This window comes from Rhizobium sp. NXC24 (assembly GCF_002944315.1).
GTDB lineage: Bacteria > Pseudomonadota > Alphaproteobacteria > Rhizobiales > Rhizobiaceae > Rhizobium.
Genome location: NZ_CP024313.1, coordinates 188,094 through 206,389, shown reverse-complemented (window position 1 = coordinate 206,389; position 18,296 = coordinate 188,094). Strand labels below are relative to the sequence as shown.

Here is an 18,296-nt window from a genome sequence, read left to right as displayed (position 1 = left end):
CGCCGCCAACGCGAGTAATCGAGCGTACCGATGCCCAAGCGGGCAACGGTCCTTTCGGGCTGAATGCGGATCTGCGCCAAACTTGGCATGATGCCCTTCTCCTCCATTCTATCGGATCGATGTCGTCATAGGTCGATCGTTCCTGCCACCTCCTGGAAACGCAACTTCAAAAGCCATGCCAGCTGCGCAAAGAGCGCGAAATGACCCGCTATCCAACGGTTCAGGCATGGATGCGCCGGCTGGCCGAACACATCGGTGTCGCGGACGGAACAAACCCGACATCGTCCCCGTGATCAAACAACAACGCGAAGACTTATTGAGGTTTCAGGCGAGCGCGTGCCGGTTCATCACAGACCTGGTAATCGCGCCAATTGATCAGAAAGCGGCAAGACCGGCGGGAAGCTGTCACACGATTGACAGTAGCCGAGGCGCTGTTTGGCAAGCTGTTTGCTAGTTAAGCTTGGGGCAGCAAAGTCGACAAAGCATGGTCGGCTGCCAGTGGCGACATTGGATTTGAACAAAATGAGCCCACAGGAGGAGCGGTGGCGGATGACATGCATTGTCGGTTTGATCAGCGGCGGATCTGTTCACATCGGGGGCGATAGCGCTGGTGTGGCGGCCGGCTATTCGCTTACCCTCCGAGCCGATCGCAAAGTTTTCCGCAACCAGGACTTTCTCTTCGGGTTTACCTCTTCGTTCAGAATGGGCCAGCTATTGGCACATTCCCTCAAGCCGCCCAGAAGAGATCCTGAAACGGACGTCTATGCTTTCATGGTAACGGATTTCGTCGACGCGCTTCGCCAGTGCCTGAAAGATGGTGGCTACGCACGGAGGCAAAACGAAGTCGAGCGCGGCGGCACCTTCCTCGTCGGCTATGCCGGAAGGCTTTTCAGAATTGACGATGATTACCAGGTTGTTGAGCCGGTCGATGGCTTTGACGCCTGTGGATGTGGTCAGCAAATAGCACTGGGCGCGCTTTTTGCATCGTCAAGCTCACCGCCCCGCGAAAGGTTAGAGATGGCTCTTAACGCAGCCGAGCGTTTTTCCGCCGGGGTGCGCGGCCCATTTCACTTCGAGACACTCAGTCTGAATGACTGATGATGGTCACTACTGCCATTGATTGTGACGAGTTCGCCAAAGTCTAAATCGCCGCCTCTTCAGGCCAGAGGTCCGTATCGGTAGCGAGGGCCGCTCGCCGTGAAGCGAGACGACTTCAGTCAGATCTGAACGGCTCATCATCAAAAATTGCTCCGTCATCCCGGAACGCAGTTATCAGGTCGGCACGGGCGCATGAGCGACCGACTTGTTGACAGCCGGGATGATCTTGTCCCCCCAGAGTTCGATTTGCCGCAGCATCGCCTGATGATCGAAATCGCCCAATTGGCAGTGAATGGCGATCTGGGAGGGCTTCAGCACACTGATCTCTTCGAGCAGGCGATCGATCACCCGATTCACACTGCCGATTGGCAGATTGTCGCGCATAGTCTGAAACGACAGGTCCTGCTTGGTCGGGGTTTCCTGCAGCAGATAGCCGTCCTCACTTTGTTGGCGGCGCTGATGAAGCGCCTCCGACAGCCGACGCTGAAAACGGGCGTTGTCGAGATAGCTGTTGATCTCCGTTTCGTTGTCGCTGGCATAGCAACAACGCAACAGCGATATTTTGGCGTCCGCGGCATCCTTACCTTTTGAGAGCGCTGCGTTCTCGATGCTTTCGCGAAGCTTTCTCAAAGCGCCCAAGCCATCGTGGAATGCTGTGACGAAAAGATTATGTCCTTCCCGATAAGCCCGGCCCATGTTGTATCCGGACGCCGTAGCGATCCAGATGGGGGGGGTTGGCTTCTGGATAGTCCGCACCGAAATCGCCGTCAGTGGTACCTTTATATATTGGCCATTGTGCTCAAAAATCTTTTGCTTGAGACCTTTAAGAAGGACGTCCAGATATTCCGAACAAACGGCGGGCGCCTCATCGATGTCGACACCGAAGCGGTCAAATTCAAACTGCTGATATCCAGAGCCGATGCCAAGCTCCAGGCGACCACTCGAAACGACATCGGCGAAACCTATCTCGGAAAGCAGACGCTGCGGTTGATAAAGTGGCAACACGCAAACACCAGTCCCGAGGCGGATGGAGTTCGTCCGGCCGGCGCAATGGGCCACCATCATCAAGGGCGATGGAACGAGGCTATAGTTGTTGAAGTGGTGTTCGGCAAACCACGCGGTGTTGAAGCCAGCTTGCTCTGAAAGGACTGCCAGTTCGATTGAGTTGTTGATGATTCTGTCGGCCGATTGATGATAGCCCCGCTGAGAGGCAAGGATGAAAGTCGCGAATTCCATAATGTTTCCTCATTAACATTGGGCCGATTAGCGAATGGCCAGCAGGCACGTGTTCGTGGCCTCGGATCCAATCCGCCTTTTTCGGATTTCGGGGTTTCGAGACAAAATGGCTTGCCGTTCGCCGGCCGCAAGCGCTCACAAAACTGTCAAATTCGATGACGCTCCGCATGCCGTTTGGCACACAGTGTCCTTTTCGATCTCCCGTGAATGTTTTTGATCTTGGGAAATGCGATATTGCCGAAGTTCAGCCGTCGCCGACGTAGAGGGTCGAACCGTTGATGTATGAAGCATCTGGCGAAGCTAGGAAGAACGCTGCGTTTGCCACGCCTTCGAACTGCCCCCCGCTAAGGGCTGGGTTGCGGCGGCTGATCGCGGTCTGTGCGCTATCAGGTGTGTGAATGAAGCCAAGAGCAATCGTCGCAGTCCGAATGCCAACCGGCCCGAGTTCGGCCGCCATGCAGCGGGTCAGCATTTCTAATCCCGCTTTTGATGCGCCATACGCATGGCGCTGGGCAATCGTCAGGTAGCGGTTGATTGATCCAATATTCAGTATTACCCCGTTGGGTCGCATCATTTTGATAGCCTCACGCGCGCAGGTGAAGGCCCCGGTCAGGTTGACATCAATGACGCGCGCGATCTCGGCAGGCGTTTGCTCAACTCCCGACTTGCAACTATCAGGCCAAGCGGCACTGTTGACGAGGATCTCAAGCCGCCCGAACCGCTCCCGCAAATGGTCGAACAGTGCTACCACCTCCATTTCGCTTGAGATGTCCACGGGCTTTCCAATGTGCTCGCCGCCGAGGGATTTCGCGAGCTTCGCCGCTGCGGCGCCGTTCATGTCGGCAATTACGACGGTATCGCCGTTTGCTGCAAAGCGGCGAGCAACGGCCGCACCTATGCTGGTCGCGCCGCCCGTGACGAGGACGATCCGCTTACTGGTTGATTGTGGCGGACGGGAAAGCTCGGCTGGTGGTGTTTCGCTTACTCGCGGGTGCGCTTCGCCGGGCTGGTTGAACGACATCCATCCCCCATCAATTGTCAGCACCGTGCCGTTGATATAATGCGCATCCGGGCTGGCGAGAAACCGTACGGCTCGTGCAATTTCGTCCGGTCGCGCCATGCGACCTATTGGGATACGGCTGCGCACCGCCTCAAAGTTCGCATGGCCATCGCGCTGCAATTGCGCGACCATCCGCGTTCGCACATAGCCAGGCGCCACTGCCATCACGCGGATGCCAAGCGAAGTCAACTCGCAGGCAAGTGATTTCGTAACCGAGATAAGGCCCGCTTTCGAAGCCGCGTAGGCGTTGCGTTTTGGATTGCTAATTATCCCCGACATCGAGGCGACGTTAATAATCGCAGCACCGGGCTGCATCCGCCGCGCCGCTTCGCGAGCCATGAGGAAGGGGCCGATCAGGTTTACTGCCAACGCGCGTCTAAAGTCGTCGATGGGGGTCTCGGTGGTCGCGGCTATGCTGGGCCCAATCGCCGCATTATTGACAAGAACGTCGATGTGGTCGAACTGCGCGTCGATTCGCGCATAAAGGGCAAGGATGTCCTCTTCCCGTGAGACATCGAATTCAAGCCCGAGATTCGCTGCGCCGAAATCACGTGCCAGTTCAAGCACGCCGCTGTCCGGAAGGTCCGCGGCAACAACTATGTCCCCGACAGCGAGATGAGCGTCGACGAGTGCTCGGCCGATCCCGCCTGCAGCGCCGGTAATGATGACGACACGTTGCTTTTTCATGAGGAATTCTCCTGACCGTTTCACGGACCTTTATTTTCCGGACAAACACGCCGACATGGCAGTAGACATAAAGGTCGCGTGGTCCGCTCCGCCGTCGAAGATCTGAAACCACTCATCACCGAGGCGTTTTCGCCATGTGCATCGCATCTTCACGTTTCTGAAGAAAACGACGGTTCAAGAGCGCATAGACCGGATCGACCGGATACGATGCCCCGATCGGCTGCCGGAGACCGAAACGCTCCATCTCGGAGGTCACTGGCGCGGGCTGTTCCTCGAACCAATCGTAGACGACGGTCCGCTCGGCAATGCGCCACTCACCTTCCCTTTTCTGAAACAGATCGCAATAGCGGCCGCACAACAGCACCTGACGTATTGTCCTTTCCCCGTCCGGTCCGTGTTGCAGCGCAGTGAAGTAACTCTCGACGGCAGCCTCCGCCGGGTCGATGAACTCGATCAGAACATTCGTAATCTGATGGATGTTGCGCGGTTCGGTCTTGAAGACACCCCGCGCGAATTCTATGAATCCCTCTGCCGAGCCGGAATAAGCGCCGTGACTGTCATGCGCGTCCGGCCAGTACGCACTGCGCAGCGCCGCCTCGTCTGCCCGATCTATCCCGCGACAATATCGATAAAGACAATTACGGATCGCCTCACGATCAAGTAATTCGGTAATTTGTTCGTGGCACATCGCTTTGTCGCTAATTCCAAGATGGGGAGAGGCACTCGTGTATTAAGTGACCTGGCAACGACGCCAGGATGTTCGTAGCCGGCGGACCATCGAGGGGATGCTGCATTTTGCACCTGGCACGGCGCGGCCCGCCAATATGCTTCCCATCTATCAAACCGTCGTTTGGTTCGACATCCATAGGTGCGCTCGGCCGCGGTTGACGGTTAACGGGGATATGGCCCGTCAGGCCGTTCGCTCTTCTGGCTTCCATTGCTCTCTTCTTTGATAAAATCCGATTGGACCAATTGATACGGTCCGCCTTCCCTCCTGCCGACCGGTACCCAATAATCGTTTACCGGTGTGCATCGCCGTTACAAGCGAACTACTTTCAAATCTCATGCCAACGCGACCGGTGTCACCGTACGGGATGGTTTCGTGATTTGATTTCAGACACTTAGCTGGAACAGCGAGAGAGATTGATTTAACAAAAGCCGGTGTCGATTATCTGACAAATTCAACAGTGTATGCGTTTGAATCTTCACGACGCCCCTCTGAGGTGTTCGCTCTTTTCGGCCCTGAGACGGGAGGAAACAGTGAGAATACTTTTGGGGCTCGCTCTGCAAAGTTGGCATGGTTTTTGAAGTCGTGCGACGCAATGAGAGCCGCCAAGGCATATTTCACTGTGGGTCGGTGGATGGAATACGGGATCATGTGGGCCCAAAGCTCATGAACGGGCCCATCAGCTTGAGCGTCCCGGACAAAGAGCCGTAGCGCGTTCGAGACGATCCAACATCGTTCGGTAAAAGAATTGCGGGGAAATGGTGGAAGAGCAACTTTTCAAACGCGACGAAACTTCTCGACATAAGTTCAACGTAATCGAGCTTGCCTCGCAAATGGCGTTGACCGGAATGCAGTTCTACGCTGCGGCTTTTCAAAAGGTCTCAGCTGCCCATCGGAAATGAGATCGAGAAGCCCTGCAAACCTACATTTGGCCTCCACAGTGGAAGGGCGAGGTTCAGACATGTTCACCCAAGGTCTTTCCTCATGCAGCTTTTCAATAGTTGTCAAGTTCCGCGGAAGCCTCATCCATGATCCGTCGGTTTTTAGGACGGCTGTCGCGGAACTCGAGCGCTTGGCCGAGCGCGGACATCGAATTTTGGTAGTTCCTGGCGGAGACTTACACGACAAGGCGATTGAGCGTGTTGACAACCCATATCCACTCCGATCGGTGACGATCCATCACAGGTGCGCTCTTGTCCAAGATGAGCCAGGATATTTGCTGGTGAATCGTGCCTTCTCTTCGAAACTTGTTCCGTCTGCAACGTTGAGCGAAAGTCGGAGCCTGGCAAAGGTTGGCAAAATTCCAGTTCTCCTTGCCTCGCGCATGCTCTTCACAACGGATTCGGTCGAATGGAGTTGGGACATAACGTCCGACGCGGTGGCGGCGTGGATTGCGTGGGTAACCAATGCTCCGCTACTGGCAATTCTGACAGATGTAGACGGCGTCTACCGCAATGCGGCAACTCACGACCCGGAAGCGTTTATCGAGGAGATAGATGCCCACGATCTTGCCGAGCTTGGTCATGCGTCAGTCGATGCTTGTGCAGCCCATTTCATGTCATTGCGGGGTGCTGCGGGGGTCGTTATCAACGGCACCCTTCCAAACCGACTCCGTGATTGGACCGAGGGAAAGCATGTGAGAGCAACCTACATCACCACAAAAGAAAGGGTCCCGTCATGTTCGGCTTAGTTAACGACAATGCCGACTTCAAACGGATGCTCATGGTACCTTCCTGCGGCACGCTCAACGAGATCGGCGGTCATTCTTTGGCGAGCCCACATCGATCGGCCACATTGTCATCAGTTCGGCGGGAAATGGTCTCATTGGGTCGCAAGCATCGGGCACAGACGTACCGAGGCTGACCGCTTCAGCGGACCAATGCTAATCACGCACGCGGAGATACCGACTTCCGCCAAAGGCGGTTCACCATAACGCTGCGGGTCCATCGTCGAGCTTCGTTATCTCCTGCCCAGCCCGCCCGGCGCTTGCTTCGGCGATGATCCAGTTGCAAGCAGCCCGCATCCCTGCAATTGCTGCACGCATCGCGTGGTTGACCCACACGACATTGGTGATGCCGGCGTCATGATGCGCTGAAATGACCGTGCGATAGTAATTCGAAGGCGCGATCATGATCGGAAGCCGCTTCCATTCCTTCGCAAAGGTGAGGACCTCGTGCGTCTTCGCTTCCCCCGAATGGATCAGGATCGCATCGGCGCCGGCGTTCGCGTAGGCGTCCGCGCGCAACAGGGCCGCATCGAGACCGTAACCGGCGATTAAGGCTTCGGTGCGGGCTACAAGCACAAGGTCATTTCCCGTGGTATCCTTGATAGCCTTCAGGCGGCCGGAAAATTTTTCAATATTGTCCAGCGGAGGAGGATTCCCGACAGAGGAATTCATTTTCGGGAAGCTCTTATCATCGATGCACACACCAGAGGCGCCATGCTGCAACAGCTTTGCTGCCATTAAACGCGAACTATTCATGTTCCCGAAGCCGGAACCACCATCGGCGAGGATCGGCAGCCCGCTGGCGTCCGCCATTCGTTCCATCACCTCTATCAAATGTGTCCAACTTACCTCCTTGACCTCGCGATAGCCGAGGCTCTTCGAAATGCACGGGCCAGACGCCCAAATGGCCTTAAAGCCAGCCTGCATGGCAACCGCCGCGGAAAGCCCATCATGCGCGCCCATTAGATGCGTCACGTCCGGGGAGGAAATCAGATCGCGGAGCGATTTCGTCGGATCCTCAATCGCCCCGATGCTCTTTGGAACGAAAACCTTTTGATCCATGTCATGCTCCATCGCAAATCGGAAAGTGCCAAGCGCGGCGAAAAATCATCGACGCAAGTTGCGTGCCGGATGAGCGCGGGCGGCCGCGCTGCACGACTTGCCCCGGCCGGCGGCCAGGCCTTACAATCCAATCGTCGGTCTCCGAACATTCTTGTCCCGTTTCGAACATCCAACGGTTGACGAATGGACAAGCGAGGGAGAACCTAATCATTCAATAGCAATGATACGCCGAGATTTTAATCTCACCGCGACCGGACACGCGGGCGCCTTGCCGGAGAGCTGAAGGGTGGCGCACATCCCAATCTGGATATGATCGAGAGCAGCAACAGCGGCACATCACTCCGCGCTATCAGAAAACTTGTCTCGGCAAATCGCTGTGCCTAAGAACGCAACGACGGCGGCCACGTCAGTGCCTGCCGGCGGTGCTCGTTAAAGGATCTGACCCGGCTATCCGGAACGGTTCGGTCTTGGCGAATATCCGACGCTTCCCGATGACCAACCGATGTCACCGCCGCGGAGGTCACTCGCGGCTGAGATGTCTGGTTCAGCGCCCTTGTTGGAGGCGCTCCTACTCAAACCAAGGCTCCTTCGGGAAGTACAATGATCCTCGGCCCTAAGGGTAAATGGCATGGCGCTTGCCTGACCAGCATATCGACCGAGATCGGATATGCGGCCGCAATCGCCAAACAACGCCTCAATTGTCTGTTATGAAGGAGCAGTTAGATGGACATCAAAAAGAAGGTTCCCTTCGTCACATTCCGGACGCGTGTTCGCGATGAGGCCCTACCAGGGCCGAACCCGTATCGGTGGAAAGACAAGACATCCGACGACTATTTCCGCGGCAAGCGCGTCATCTTGTTTTCGCTGCCAGGCGCCTTCACCCCCACCTGCACCAACCAGCAGCTACCGGATTTCGAAAGCCTTTATGGCGAGTTTCAAAAGAAGGGCATCGATGAGATTTACTGTCTCTCCGTAAACGATGCATTTGTCATGAACGCCTGGGGCAAGTCCGTAGGGCTTCGCAACGTCGAGCTCATCCCTGACGGCTCGGGAGAATTTACTCGCAAGATGGGCATGCTCGTCGCCAAGCACAATCTCGGTTTCGGAATGCGCTCCTGGCGCTACGCGGCGGTGGTCGATGACGGCGAGGTGGAGCAGTGGTTTGAGGAAGAAGGCTTCTCTGACAACTGTCAAACCGATCCCTATGGCATTTCGTCGCCGCAAAACATCCTGGAAAAGCTGAAGGCCTCGGCCGCAGCATGAACGCCGGAGGATCAAAATGTCATAAAATGAAAATTCGCGCGACGACGTACCAAGATCGATAGGGGTTTCGCTCTTAGGATGCAGTATTTAGCAAACCTTCTCCAGCGCCAAAAGCAATCGCTGGTTATTACGCCTCAGCTCATCCAATCTATTCGTCTGCTGCAACTGGCGCACGGCGAACTGCATCAGTTCGTCGAGCAGGAATTGGAGAAGAACCCGTTTCTGGAGCTGGCATCAAGCGATGGCATCACTTCTGACGATGTCGTTTCGACCTCGGAGAACAGGCCCGATATTGTCACACAGGATGGCAAGGTTGATGCGCCGACAAGGGTCGAGTCTCCCGGGCCACTTGGAGAATGGAAATCAATTCGAAGTTCCGCCAATGTTTCGTCAGACCAACCCCCAGGCTTCGAGGAATTTGCTGCGTCTACCGAAACATTGCACGACGATGTCGCACGGCAGATTGCGCTCACTGCATTCACCTCTCGAGATCGACGCATTGCCGGTGCGCTTGCCAATCATCTGGAAAACACTGGATATCTTCAGGTGGACCTATCAGAGCTGGCGGCAAGTCTGGGTGTCCACGAGGGTGACGTCGAGCGAGTTCTCGCGACCTTGCAGCATTTCGATCCACCTGGAATTTTTGCGCGAACTCTTAGGGAATGCCTCGAGATACAGTTGCGCCAGCGGGATCGGTTCGACCCGGCTATGGAAGCGCTGGTCGCTAATCTTGAGTTGGTTGCACAACGTGACTTTCGCGCATTGAAGCGGCGCTGCGGTGTCGACGAAGATGACATTCTCGACATGTTGCATGAGATCCGGACACTCGATCCCAGGCCCGGAAACCGATTCCAATCCGGACGACCGGACGCCATCATACCGGACGTTAGAGTCCTGCCGTCGACCGCAGGCGGGTGGCAGATCGAACTCAATCCCGACATGCTGCCCAAGGTGCTCATCAACCAAACCTACTTTGCCGAAGTCTCTCGTCTGACCGCGCATGATTCCAGTGATCAGGCATTCCTCAACGAATGCTTCCAAAACGCGAACTGGCTGGTTCGCAGCCTCGATCAACGGGCCAAGACGATCCTTAAGGTAGCAACTGAAATCGTCCGCCAGCAGGATGTCTTTCTGGAACGCGGCACTGCCTATCTTCGGCCTCTCAATCTTAAGACTGTGGCTGACGCGATCGAGATGCATGAGTCGACGGTAAGCCGTGTGACTTCGAACAAATACATGCTCACCCCTCGCGGCGTGTTCGAACTGAAGTATTTTTTCACGGTCGCGATTGCATCCTCCGAAGGCGGCGAGGCACACTCGGCCGAAGCGATCCGCCATCGCATAAGGACAATGATTGCCGCGGAAACGGAGGACAGTGTGCTTTCCGACGATAATATGGTCGCCCAACTTCGGGAAAGCGGGATCGATATTGCGCGCCGCACCGTCGCAAAATACAGGGAAGCAATGAATATCCCCTCTTCCGTTCAACGTCGCCGAGAGATGCGTGCCGGGTTTGTATAGGCGCTGGGCAAGCGCTGACGGTTTCGCACCACTCGCGAAAGCGACTTAACGACGGGCTTCATCCGTTTCGGGGCCGAAGCACGATTCGAAATCCCTGCAGTCCTGACAGCTGGGAGCGGCGCAGAGCGAGAAACCTTCAGCCTCGCAGAGCTTGCGGTAAAGGTACTTTTTCCACCTCATATTGTTGGTATTGCCAGCCGACAGCGTCGGAAAATGCATGGCGAACAGCCGACCCAACTCGGCTCGGTCAGATAGACCAAGGTCCTGCCACAGATGGTCGTCGCGCAGAGCACGTCGGGCAATGATTTTAGCGAAGCGGGCACTGACTGGATCGTTTGGACGGGCATACGAAAGTAGCAAGTCACGCAGGAGCTTTTCCTCCGTACCGATCTCTGGATCGCTTGCCTCTTCCGGAAAAAAGGCGTCGATAAGCTTCGCAGGAAAACTCCGTGTTAGGACGGCCTGCAGCTCGACGCGAGAAAGGCCGGTCGCCTCGGTCGCCGACGCTTGGCCAGCTTCAATCTCCTCAAGCGCTCGGGAAAAGACACAGGTAAGCACATAGTCGTCAAAATCCATTTCCAAACCCATTCGCAGCCATAGCCTGGCATTGGATGACTGTGGATGTTGCCAGCGATCAGACATTCGTATTCCGCGACCGATGCCCTTTTCCCTTAAAACCTGGAATTGATGCAGATCTGACACGGCGCTTTTGCTCCTTAGTTTCATTGATCAAGGTCGCCTGCAGCTATAGCGGCCACGACGAGGAAGCTTCAAAAATTATGCCAGCTTGGTGATAAACAGCGTCGCCACAACTCTTCGAGGGTTTCTCAAACAATGTGATGAGCGTGCAAATAGAGATCGGCCAACACACAATGTCGGCTAATCGACAAAACAGACAGTCGTTGTTGGCACCTAAGGCCTTTCCCCGGTGCGCCTGCTATAAACTTTTTCCCAGCTACGCTGACGGCAGCGGGCATGAAAATGGCGCAGTGATGCCTTGGCGGGCGCCCTCAAATTCTCAGGCGACTGCCCTTTTTTATGTTGGACGTTGAGTGACGTCGGACATGCGCATATTGCCAGCAGAAGATCCGACGGCTCCTCAATGTTTTTCTCTTTGGCACGGCACATGCAAGGTCGTCTGCAAATTTACCGACGACCAATGAGAAGCATATTTATGATCACGCTCACAGAGAACGCCGTCGCCGCCGTGAAGATCGCGCTCAGCCGAGCGGACGAGCCGGCCGAGGGCCTGCGCATCGCGGTCGAGACCGGCGGCTGCGCCGGGCTCAAATACATGATGGGACCGGAGAGCGGCCCACGCGAGGGCGATGCGATCATCGAAACAGGCGGAATTACACTTTTCGTGGACCTAGGCTCGCAACCACACGTCAACGGCATGACGGTGGACTTCGTTACACGGCTGGAGTCCTCGGGCTTTGTCTTCGACAATCCCAACGCGGCAGAGATGTGCGCTTGTGGGAAGTCCTTTGCCTGATCATCCCGGATTGGTGTGAAACGTCATGCGCAAGTATCGCGGCAAGTTTAAGAGATCATCTAGCAATCACAAGGGCGCCCGCATTCTGCAAACAGCCAATACTGGAAGCAAGGTCGGCGCGCTCGCATCTCTGGATGCAATTGAATTGATGATGGGATTCGATCGGCCGCTGGAAGCGATCAGTGCCGCAATACTTCAGACGCTCCGAAGCCGTTTTGCGATCGCCTGCTCGTCTGAGTTGATCGAATATGTTGTCGGCAAGAGCGCCCAGGAAGCCCCCCGGATCATCAATTGCGACTTAACGCATGGTGTCGATCGGCCGCCGTCCACCTCGCCGTCACCGCTTGCGCGATGTGTAGCGCAAAGCCGCGGGATTCGGTCACATGCATCAAAGCTGTCGAAGAAGCGATTGGTGCGGTCCCTGCGGTGCGGTTCGTTGAAAGCCTCATTCGGTCAGAGACGAGTTTGTCGGCAGTCTCAAAGGAAGGCAGCGTACTCGAGATCGAGGAAATATCTTTGTAACCGACCGGGAATTTTCGGCGGAATGTCGCCAAGGACCGAGGATGCTTGGGGCTCGCCTGAAACATTCCCATTGGAACCTGAAAACGCCAGATAACGTCGCTGCAGCGAATGCGACCAATCGAATGCTCCGGCGATTGTTCTTACCCGACTGAGGATCGCTTCCATGAGATCTGTCTATCTCGACAACAATGCAACGACGCGAGTCGATCCTGAAGTCGTACAAGCGATGTTGCCGTTCTTTACGGATCAATTTGCCAATCCTTCGTCCAGTCACAGTTTTGGCGCCTCGGCAAGTGCGGCGATAATCACCGCGCGCAAACAATTGCAAGCTTTGATCGGTGCGGAGTTCGAGCATGAGCTCGTCTTTACCTCTGGCGGAACAGAAAGCGATAATGCAGCGATCCTGTCGGCGCTCGAGATCATGCCCGATCGCACACAGATCGTGACGTCCGCAGTCGAGCATCCGGCAGTGCTGACGCTCTGCGCGCACCTTGAGAAGACGCGTGGCATAAAGGTGCACAGGATTCCAGTCGATAGGCATGGTCGCCTTGACCTTCGCACATACCGGGCGGCCCTCACCCCACATGTTGCACTCGTCTCGATCATGTGGGCGAACAATGAAACCGGCACGATTTTTCCTGTAGCTGACCTTGCTAAGTTGGCCAAGGAAGTTGGCGCTTTTTTCCATACAGATGCTGTGCAGGCGGTTGGCAAGCTTCCGATGAACCTGAAATCGAGTGCGATCGACATGCTGTCGCTCTCAGGCCACAAGTTGCATGGACCCAAAGGGATTGGTGCGCTTTGGGTGAAGCGCGGCGTACGCTTCGATCCGATGATCAAAGGGGGACATCAGGAGCGCGATCGCCGCGCTGGCACGGAAAATACGGCCGGGATCGTCGGGCTCGGCAAGGCCGCTGAACTTGCCTTAAGCTTCATGAAAGAAGAGAACGGACGAGTAAGATCGCTGCGAGATCGCCTGGAAAAAGGGCTTCTTCAGCGCATCCCAGATGCGCTCGTCACCGGCGATCGGCAAAAGCGGTTGCCGAATACCTCCAACATCGCCTTCGACCAAGTCGACGGTGATGGCTTACTGCTTCTCCTCGACCGCTATGGCATCGCCTGTTCTTCTGGCTCGGCTTGCACTTCTGACGCGCCGCAGCCGAGCCATGTCCTGACGGCGATGAACATTCCCGATATCTCGAGCCACGGGGTCATTCGCTTCTCCCTGTCGCGTGATAATTGCGAGGAGGATATAGATCGCGTGCTCGATGTCTTACCCGGAATCGTCGGCAGTTTGCGAGATGGTTCTTCGTTTAGACAGACGCCGGCAAAGCGCCGAAGACCTTTGGCTTTTATGAAGCCTCCGGAGACGGACTGAAACCCCTCATGAAGCGGTTCGCGTTCTGAGGACCAGGTTTGGCTTGGCGGAACCAGGCAATGTTCGTCGCCGTCGCGACACAGAAAAGCTCGGACGTTTCAAGCCAATTGCAGCCATAAGAGCGAGGACTTTTCCTGCGGGGTTTTTGCGACACCGGATCATCGCACCGGAGCCCACAGAGCATCGTTCCAACAGGGAGAATGTTATGAACAGTTTTTGCAACGCAAGCCGAACCAGCGATACGGCCCAAATCCTCGCGCGGCTGAAAAATCTGTCGGCCGCGGAGGAGTTTTTCGCGCTGCTTGACGTCGCCTATGATCCGAAGGTGCTTGACGTCTCGCGCCTTCACATCATGAAGCGGATGGGACAATACCTCGCCGAAGAGGATTTCTCCGATCTCCCGGAACAGGTGATTGCTGCCAGGGCACGCGCCATCCTTGAACGAGCCTACGAAGATTTTGCGACGTCTTCGCCACTTTCGCACCGGGTCTTCAAAGTGCTCAAAGATCACAATCCGGCCAAGCCTGCCCAACCGGGTCACACCTTCGTGCCGTTCGATTCCATCTTGAAGCGTTTCGGCAGGGAGTAAATACGACATGGTTCCGGCTTGAACGATGTCGAGAAGCCGACAATGGCATTTCCAGCGCCAACACCTCAGAGGAAACCGTTGATCTGTCAAAGGGATGCGACATTCGAAAGGATTGGCACAGATAGTGCTTTAGAGGACACGAAGCGCCAAACCCGCCATTCGAACAGCAGCTAGGAGACCACATGCACGTCGTAGTCTGTATCAAGCAGGTGCCGGACTCTGCACAGATTCGCGTCCATCCTGTAACGAACACGATCATGCGCCAGGGTGTGCCAACAATCATAAATCCTTACGACCTATTTGCCCTTGAAGAAGCACTCCGGTTGCGTGACGTCCATGGCGGCGAGGTTACCGCGCTTACGATGGGCCCGCCCATGGCAGAGGATTCGTTGCGCAAGGCGCTCACTTATGGTGCGGATCGGGCGGTGTTGTTGACCGACCGCTATTTTGCCGGATCAGATACCCTGGCGACTTCTTTTGCTCTTTCACAGGCGATCGTAAAAATCGGCGAGATCTTCGGCGCCCCCGACATCGTCTTCACGGGCAAGCAGACGATCGACGGCGACACTGCCCAGGTCGGGCCGGGCATCGCCAAGCGCCTCGACCTCCTGCAACTCACTTACGTTTCGAAGATTTGCTCCCTCGATCTTGACGCGCGCGAAATTAAGGTCGACCGCCGTTCGGAAGGGGGTACCCAGATGCTGCATGGCAGGCTTCCCTGCCTCATCACTATGCTGGAAGGCACCAACGAAATCCGCCGCGGCTCGCTCGATGACGCGCTACGTGCGGCACGCAGTCAGATCGTAAAATGGAGCGCGGCCGACGCCGGCATCGAGGACCTCAGCAAGTGTGGACTGCGTGGTTCGCCGACGGTCGTCAAACGGGTCTTTGCCCCGACAGCAAGGACGGAAAAGGCAGAGCAAATCACCACCACCGATAAGGCGCTCGGCGATCTTGCTGATGAGTTGGTTGTCGAAATCTTCGCCCGCCAGCCGGCGCTCGAACACGAACTCGCCTTCGACGCCAGCGCATAACGGCAAGGAGCCATGACGTTGACCGCAAATCAAGAGACACCGCCCCCAGCCGTCGGCCGCGCGGGTACGAAGAAAGAACTGCCCGAGCATTTCAAGGACTACCGCCATGTTTGGGTCTTCATCGAAGTGGAGCGCGAAAATGTCCATCCCGTCTCCTTCGAACTTCTAGGAGAAGGCCGCAAGCTGGCGGACAAGCTTGGCGTCAAACTCGCAGGTGTCGTGCTCGGACCTCCGGGCGACGCCACGCAGCAGGCCATTGCAGAGGCGTTTGCCTATGGCGCCGACGTTGCGTATCTGGTGGAGAACCCCCTGCTCGAAGACTATAGGAACGAGCCGTTCACCAAAGCTCTGACAAACCTGGTTGCCACTTACAAACCCGAGATCCTGCTATTGGGTGCGACGACGCTTGGTCGCGACCTTGCCGGTTCGGTGGCGACGACCTTGTTGACGGGGCTCACCGCGGACTGCACCGAACTCGACGTTGATGCGGACGGTTCGCTTGCCGCAACGCGGCCGACTTTCGGCGGCTCTCTATTATGCACAATTTACACGCTCAACTGCAGACCGCAGATGGCGACAGTGCGGCCGAGGGTCATGGCGATGCCGCGGCGCATGAACAAGCCTATCGGCTGCGTCATTCAGCATGGGGTCCCGATGCTCGAGGAGGAGATCGTCACCAAAGTCCTCGGGTTCCTTTCCGACGTGCGATCGTCAAATTCCAATCTTGCCTATGCCGATGTGGTGGTGGGCGGCGGACTCGGTCTTGGAACATCGGAGAACCTGAAGCTGGTGAAGAATCTTGCGCGGGTAATTGGAGCCGAATACGGCTGTTCCCGGCCGCTGGTCCAGAAAGGATGGATGCCGGCTGATCGGCAGATCGGGCAAACCGGTAAGACTATCCGGCCGAAGCTCTATATAGCGGCCGGGATTTCCGGCGCCATTCAGCACCGGGTTGGCGTCGGGGGCGCTGATCTCATCGTGGCGATCAACACCGATCCGAACGCGCCGATTTTCGAGTTCGCCCACCTTGGCGTCGTAACGGATGCGATCCGCTTCTTGCCGGCCCTCACTGATGTTTTCACCCAACGGCTGTCGCCGCACAGTCGCGATAAGCTTGCGAACTAGGGGACACGGGTTATGAGTGGGGAAAAGTTTGACGCCATCGTGATTGGCGCCGGCATGGCCGGCAATGCGGCTGCTTACACCATGGCGAGCCGTGGCTTGAAAGTCCTGCAATTGGAGCGTGGCGAGTATCCAGGCTCCAAGAACGTCCAGGGCGCAATTATGTACGCGAACATGCTGGAGGAAATCATCCCGAATTTTCGAGACGATGCGCCCCTTGAGCGGCATCTCGTCGAGCAGCGCTTCTGGATGATGGATGATACATCCCACGTTGGCATCCAATACCGATCGGATGACTTCAACGAGTCGACGCCCGAGCGGTACACGATCATTCGCGCTCAGTTCGACCGTTGGTTTTCGCGTAAGGTGCGCGAGGCGGGAGCAACAGTCCTTTGCGAGACGACGGCGACGGAACTTGCCAAGGAAGGCGGCAAGGTGATCGGCGTGCGCACTGACCGTACCGGCGATGTCATACTTGCGGACACGGTCGTTCTTGCGGAAGGCGCCAATGGGCTGCTCGGCGCACGGGCCGGCTTGCGTCAGACGCCGACATCGGAGAGCGTGGCACTCGCTGTCAAAGAAATACATTTTTTGCCAGAAGACGTGATCGATCAGCGCTTCGGTCTTCATGGCAACGAAGGCTGTGTGATCGAGGCGGCCGGCACCATCTCCCGCGGCATGGCCGGACTCGCCTTCCTTTATACCAATAAGGAGTCGATCTCTCTTGGCATCGGTTGCCTCGTTTCCGACTTCGCCGCAACGTGTGAAAGTCCTTACGAGTTGCTCGAAGCGTTCAAGAACCATCCGTCGATCAAACATCTAATCGCGGATTCAGAAGTCAAGGAATATGCAGCTCATCTCATTCCCGAAGGTGGGTTCAAGGCAATTCCTCCGCTCTTCGGCGATGGTTGGGTCGTTGTCGGCGACGCGGCACAGCTCAACAATGCCGTTCACCGCGAGGGTTCCAATCTTGCCATGACGTCAGGTCGCATCGCCGGGGAGGCTATTTTCGAGGTCAAGAGCTGCGGAGGTCGAATGACCAAAAGGAACCTTGCACTCTACAAGACGATGCTGGACGATTCCTTTGTCATTAAAGATCTTAAGAAATACAAGGATATGCCGGCCCTACTTCATACCAATTCCCGCAATTTCTTCATGACATACCCGAAGTTGATGTCTGAGGCTTCAAAAAATTTCATGCGTGTCGATGGTACGCCGAAGATCGAAAATGAAAAGGCGACGACGGCAGCTTTCATAAAGGCACGCTCGCGCTGGGGGCTGGTCAGCGACGCGGTGCGTCTGGCATTGGCTTGGCGTTGAAGGAGAAATAGAATGACGGTTGCAGTGACGAAGTTGCGTGTTGAGGACAAGCTTTTCCAGAATCGCTATCTGGTCGATCCGGGACGTCCTCACATCAAGGTGCGGCCGCACGAGCATCCGAGTGCAAACCTTTTGGCGCTGACACGCATCTGCCCCGCAAAATGCTATGAGCTGAATGACAAAGGCCAAGTAGAGATTGCCGCCGACGGCTGCATGGAGTGCGGCACATGCAGGGTGCTATGTGAGGCAAGTGGCGAGGTCATGTGGAACTATCCGCGAGGCGGCTTTGGGGTTCTCTTTAAGTTCGGGTGAACAACTTTATTACTAAACTTCTCAAAAACACATTATTTCGTCACAGCCAGGCGCTGCATCGATTTTGCCTGGAACCAGCTTGCAATTTCAGAAACTAACATTAGAGTTTCTACTTATACAAATAAGCACAAACAGTGGTTGGAA

General features: G+C 56.1%; 16 protein-coding genes and 1 pseudogene. 11 read left to right on the top strand and 6 right to left on the bottom strand.

Features of this window, described 5'->3' with window-relative positions:
- Positions 1-549: 549 nt before the first annotated feature.
- On the top strand, positions 550-1,098 hold the full coding sequence (locus tag NXC24_RS22750; RefSeq protein ID WP_104825716.1) for a hypothetical protein: 549 nt from the start codon (positions 550-552) through the stop codon (positions 1,096-1,098).
- A gap of 174 nt (positions 1,099-1,272) precedes the next feature.
- Here NXC24_RS22750 and NXC24_RS22745 read toward each other — a convergent pair whose 3' ends face one another.
- The 3 genes from NXC24_RS22745 to NXC24_RS22735 form a co-directional block, all read right to left on the bottom strand.
- Positions 1,273-2,334: an LLM class flavin-dependent oxidoreductase gene (locus NXC24_RS22745; protein WP_104825715.1), complete on the bottom strand. Its 1,062-nt coding sequence runs from the start codon at positions 2,332-2,334 to the stop codon at positions 1,273-1,275.
- A 244-nt stretch (positions 2,335-2,578) separates the two neighbouring features.
- Entirely contained in the window at positions 2,579-4,081 is a 1,503-nt protein-coding gene (locus tag NXC24_RS22740) for an SDR family oxidoreductase (protein ID WP_104825714.1), read from the bottom strand.
- A 115-nt stretch (positions 4,082-4,196) separates the two neighbouring features.
- Entirely contained in the window at positions 4,197-4,769 is a 573-nt protein-coding gene (locus NXC24_RS22735) for a nuclear transport factor 2 family protein (RefSeq protein ID WP_104825713.1), read from the bottom strand.
- 1,000 nt (positions 4,770-5,769) lie between these two features.
- Between NXC24_RS22735 and NXC24_RS22730 the strand changes: the two genes are divergently transcribed.
- Positions 5,770-6,498, top strand: a complete 729-nt coding sequence (locus tag NXC24_RS22730) for an aspartate kinase (RefSeq protein WP_104825712.1) — start codon at positions 5,770-5,772, stop codon at positions 6,496-6,498.
- Positions 6,499-6,552: 54 nt separating this feature from the next.
- Here the strand turns inward: NXC24_RS22730 and NXC24_RS22725 are convergent.
- Both NXC24_RS22725 and NXC24_RS22720 read right to left on the bottom strand, forming a co-directional pair.
- Positions 6,553-6,651 (bottom strand): annotated as a pseudogene (locus NXC24_RS22725) (SOS response-associated peptidase); the annotation flags it as partial.
- An 81-nt stretch (positions 6,652-6,732) separates the two neighbouring features.
- The gene (locus tag NXC24_RS22720; RefSeq protein WP_281060691.1) at positions 6,733-7,596 is read right to left on the bottom strand and encodes an isocitrate lyase/phosphoenolpyruvate mutase family protein; all 864 of its coding nucleotides are present in this window, start codon (positions 7,594-7,596) and stop codon (positions 6,733-6,735) included.
- A 723-nt stretch (positions 7,597-8,319) separates the two neighbouring features.
- Here NXC24_RS22720 and NXC24_RS22715 point away from each other — a divergent pair.
- Positions 8,320-8,859 (top strand): peroxiredoxin, encoded by a 540-nt coding sequence (locus tag NXC24_RS22715; RefSeq protein ID WP_104825710.1) that lies wholly within the window; start codon positions 8,320-8,322, stop codon positions 8,857-8,859.
- A gap of 78 nt (positions 8,860-8,937) precedes the next feature.
- Positions 8,938-10,380 (top strand): RNA polymerase factor sigma-54, encoded by a 1,443-nt coding sequence (gene rpoN, locus NXC24_RS22710; RefSeq protein WP_104825709.1) that lies wholly within the window; start codon positions 8,938-8,940, stop codon positions 10,378-10,380.
- Positions 10,381-10,425: 45 nt separating this feature from the next.
- Here the strand turns inward: rpoN and NXC24_RS22705 are convergent, their stop codons facing one another.
- Positions 10,426-11,082 carry a nitrogen fixation protein NifQ gene (locus NXC24_RS22705; RefSeq protein ID WP_104825930.1) on the bottom strand — a complete coding sequence of 219 codons (657 nt, stop codon included), beginning with the start codon at positions 11,080-11,082 and terminating at the stop codon, positions 10,426-10,428.
- Positions 11,083-11,554: 472 nt separating this feature from the next.
- Between NXC24_RS22705 and NXC24_RS22700 the strand changes: the two genes are divergently transcribed.
- The 7 genes from NXC24_RS22700 to NXC24_RS22665 all read left to right on the top strand — a co-directional run bounded on the left by NXC24_RS22700 (position 11,555) and on the right by NXC24_RS22665 (position 18,152).
- Entirely contained in the window at positions 11,555-11,875 is a 321-nt protein-coding gene (locus tag NXC24_RS22700; RefSeq protein ID WP_104825708.1) for an iron-sulfur cluster assembly accessory protein, read from the top strand.
- 685 nt (positions 11,876-12,560) lie between these two features.
- On the top strand, positions 12,561-13,775 hold the full coding sequence (gene nifS / locus NXC24_RS22690; protein WP_104825706.1) for a cysteine desulfurase NifS: 1,215 nt from the start codon (positions 12,561-12,563) through the stop codon (positions 13,773-13,775).
- Between the two features lie 205 nt (positions 13,776-13,980).
- The gene (nifW, locus tag NXC24_RS22685) at positions 13,981-14,364 is read left to right on the top strand and encodes a nitrogenase stabilizing/protective protein NifW (protein ID WP_104825705.1); all 384 of its coding nucleotides are present in this window, start codon (positions 13,981-13,983) and stop codon (positions 14,362-14,364) included.
- Between the two features lie 182 nt (positions 14,365-14,546).
- On the top strand, positions 14,547-15,398 hold the full coding sequence (locus NXC24_RS22680; RefSeq protein ID WP_104825704.1) for an electron transfer flavoprotein subunit beta/FixA family protein: 852 nt from the start codon (positions 14,547-14,549) through the stop codon (positions 15,396-15,398).
- 12 nt (positions 15,399-15,410) lie between these two features.
- On the top strand, positions 15,411-16,523 hold the full coding sequence (locus NXC24_RS22675; RefSeq protein ID WP_104825703.1) for an electron transfer flavoprotein subunit alpha/FixB family protein: 1,113 nt from the start codon (positions 15,411-15,413) through the stop codon (positions 16,521-16,523).
- Positions 16,524-16,535: 12 nt separating this feature from the next.
- Positions 16,536-17,840 (top strand): FAD-dependent oxidoreductase, encoded by a 1,305-nt coding sequence (locus NXC24_RS22670; RefSeq protein WP_104825702.1) that lies wholly within the window; start codon positions 16,536-16,538, stop codon positions 17,838-17,840.
- Between the two features lie 12 nt (positions 17,841-17,852).
- Positions 17,853-18,152 carry a ferredoxin family protein gene (locus tag NXC24_RS22665; RefSeq protein ID WP_104825701.1) on the top strand — a complete coding sequence of 100 codons (300 nt, stop codon included), beginning with the start codon at positions 17,853-17,855 and terminating at the stop codon, positions 18,150-18,152.
- Positions 18,153-18,296 lie beyond the last annotated feature (144 nt).

Bases quoted from the DNA above. Each gene is read 5' to 3' on its own strand.
- NXC24_RS22750 (WP_104825716.1), top strand. From the start codon at position 550: ATGACATGCATTGTCGGTTTGATCAGCGGCGGATCTGTTCACATCGGG.
- NXC24_RS22745 (WP_104825715.1), bottom strand. From the start codon at position 2,334: ATGGAATTCGCGACTTTCATCCTTGCCTCTCAGCGGGGCTATCATCAA.
- NXC24_RS22740 (WP_104825714.1), bottom strand. From the start codon at position 4,081: ATGAAAAAGCAACGTGTCGTCATCATTACCGGCGCTGCAGGCGGGATC.
- NXC24_RS22735 (WP_104825713.1), bottom strand. From the start codon at position 4,769: ATGTGCCACGAACAAATTACCGAATTACTTGATCGTGAGGCGATCCGT.
- NXC24_RS22730 (WP_104825712.1), top strand. From the start codon at position 5,770: ATGTTCACCCAAGGTCTTTCCTCATGCAGCTTTTCAATAGTTGTCAAG.
- NXC24_RS22720 (WP_281060691.1), bottom strand. From the start codon at position 7,596: ATGGATCAAAAGGTTTTCGTTCCAAAGAGCATCGGGGCGATTGAGGAT.
- NXC24_RS22715 (WP_104825710.1), top strand. From the start codon at position 8,320: ATGGACATCAAAAAGAAGGTTCCCTTCGTCACATTCCGGACGCGTGTT.
- rpoN (WP_104825709.1), top strand. From the start codon at position 8,938: ATGCAGTATTTAGCAAACCTTCTCCAGCGCCAAAAGCAATCGCTGGTT.
- NXC24_RS22700 (WP_104825708.1), top strand. From the start codon at position 11,555: ATGATCACGCTCACAGAGAACGCCGTCGCCGCCGTGAAGATCGCGCTC.
- nifS (WP_104825706.1), top strand. From the start codon at position 12,561: ATGAGATCTGTCTATCTCGACAACAATGCAACGACGCGAGTCGATCCT.
- nifW (WP_104825705.1), top strand. From the start codon at position 13,981: ATGAACAGTTTTTGCAACGCAAGCCGAACCAGCGATACGGCCCAAATC.
- NXC24_RS22680 (WP_104825704.1), top strand. From the start codon at position 14,547: ATGCACGTCGTAGTCTGTATCAAGCAGGTGCCGGACTCTGCACAGATT.
- NXC24_RS22675 (WP_104825703.1), top strand. From the start codon at position 15,411: ATGACGTTGACCGCAAATCAAGAGACACCGCCCCCAGCCGTCGGCCGC.
- NXC24_RS22670 (WP_104825702.1), top strand. From the start codon at position 16,536: ATGAGTGGGGAAAAGTTTGACGCCATCGTGATTGGCGCCGGCATGGCC.
- NXC24_RS22665 (WP_104825701.1), top strand. From the start codon at position 17,853: ATGACGGTTGCAGTGACGAAGTTGCGTGTTGAGGACAAGCTTTTCCAG.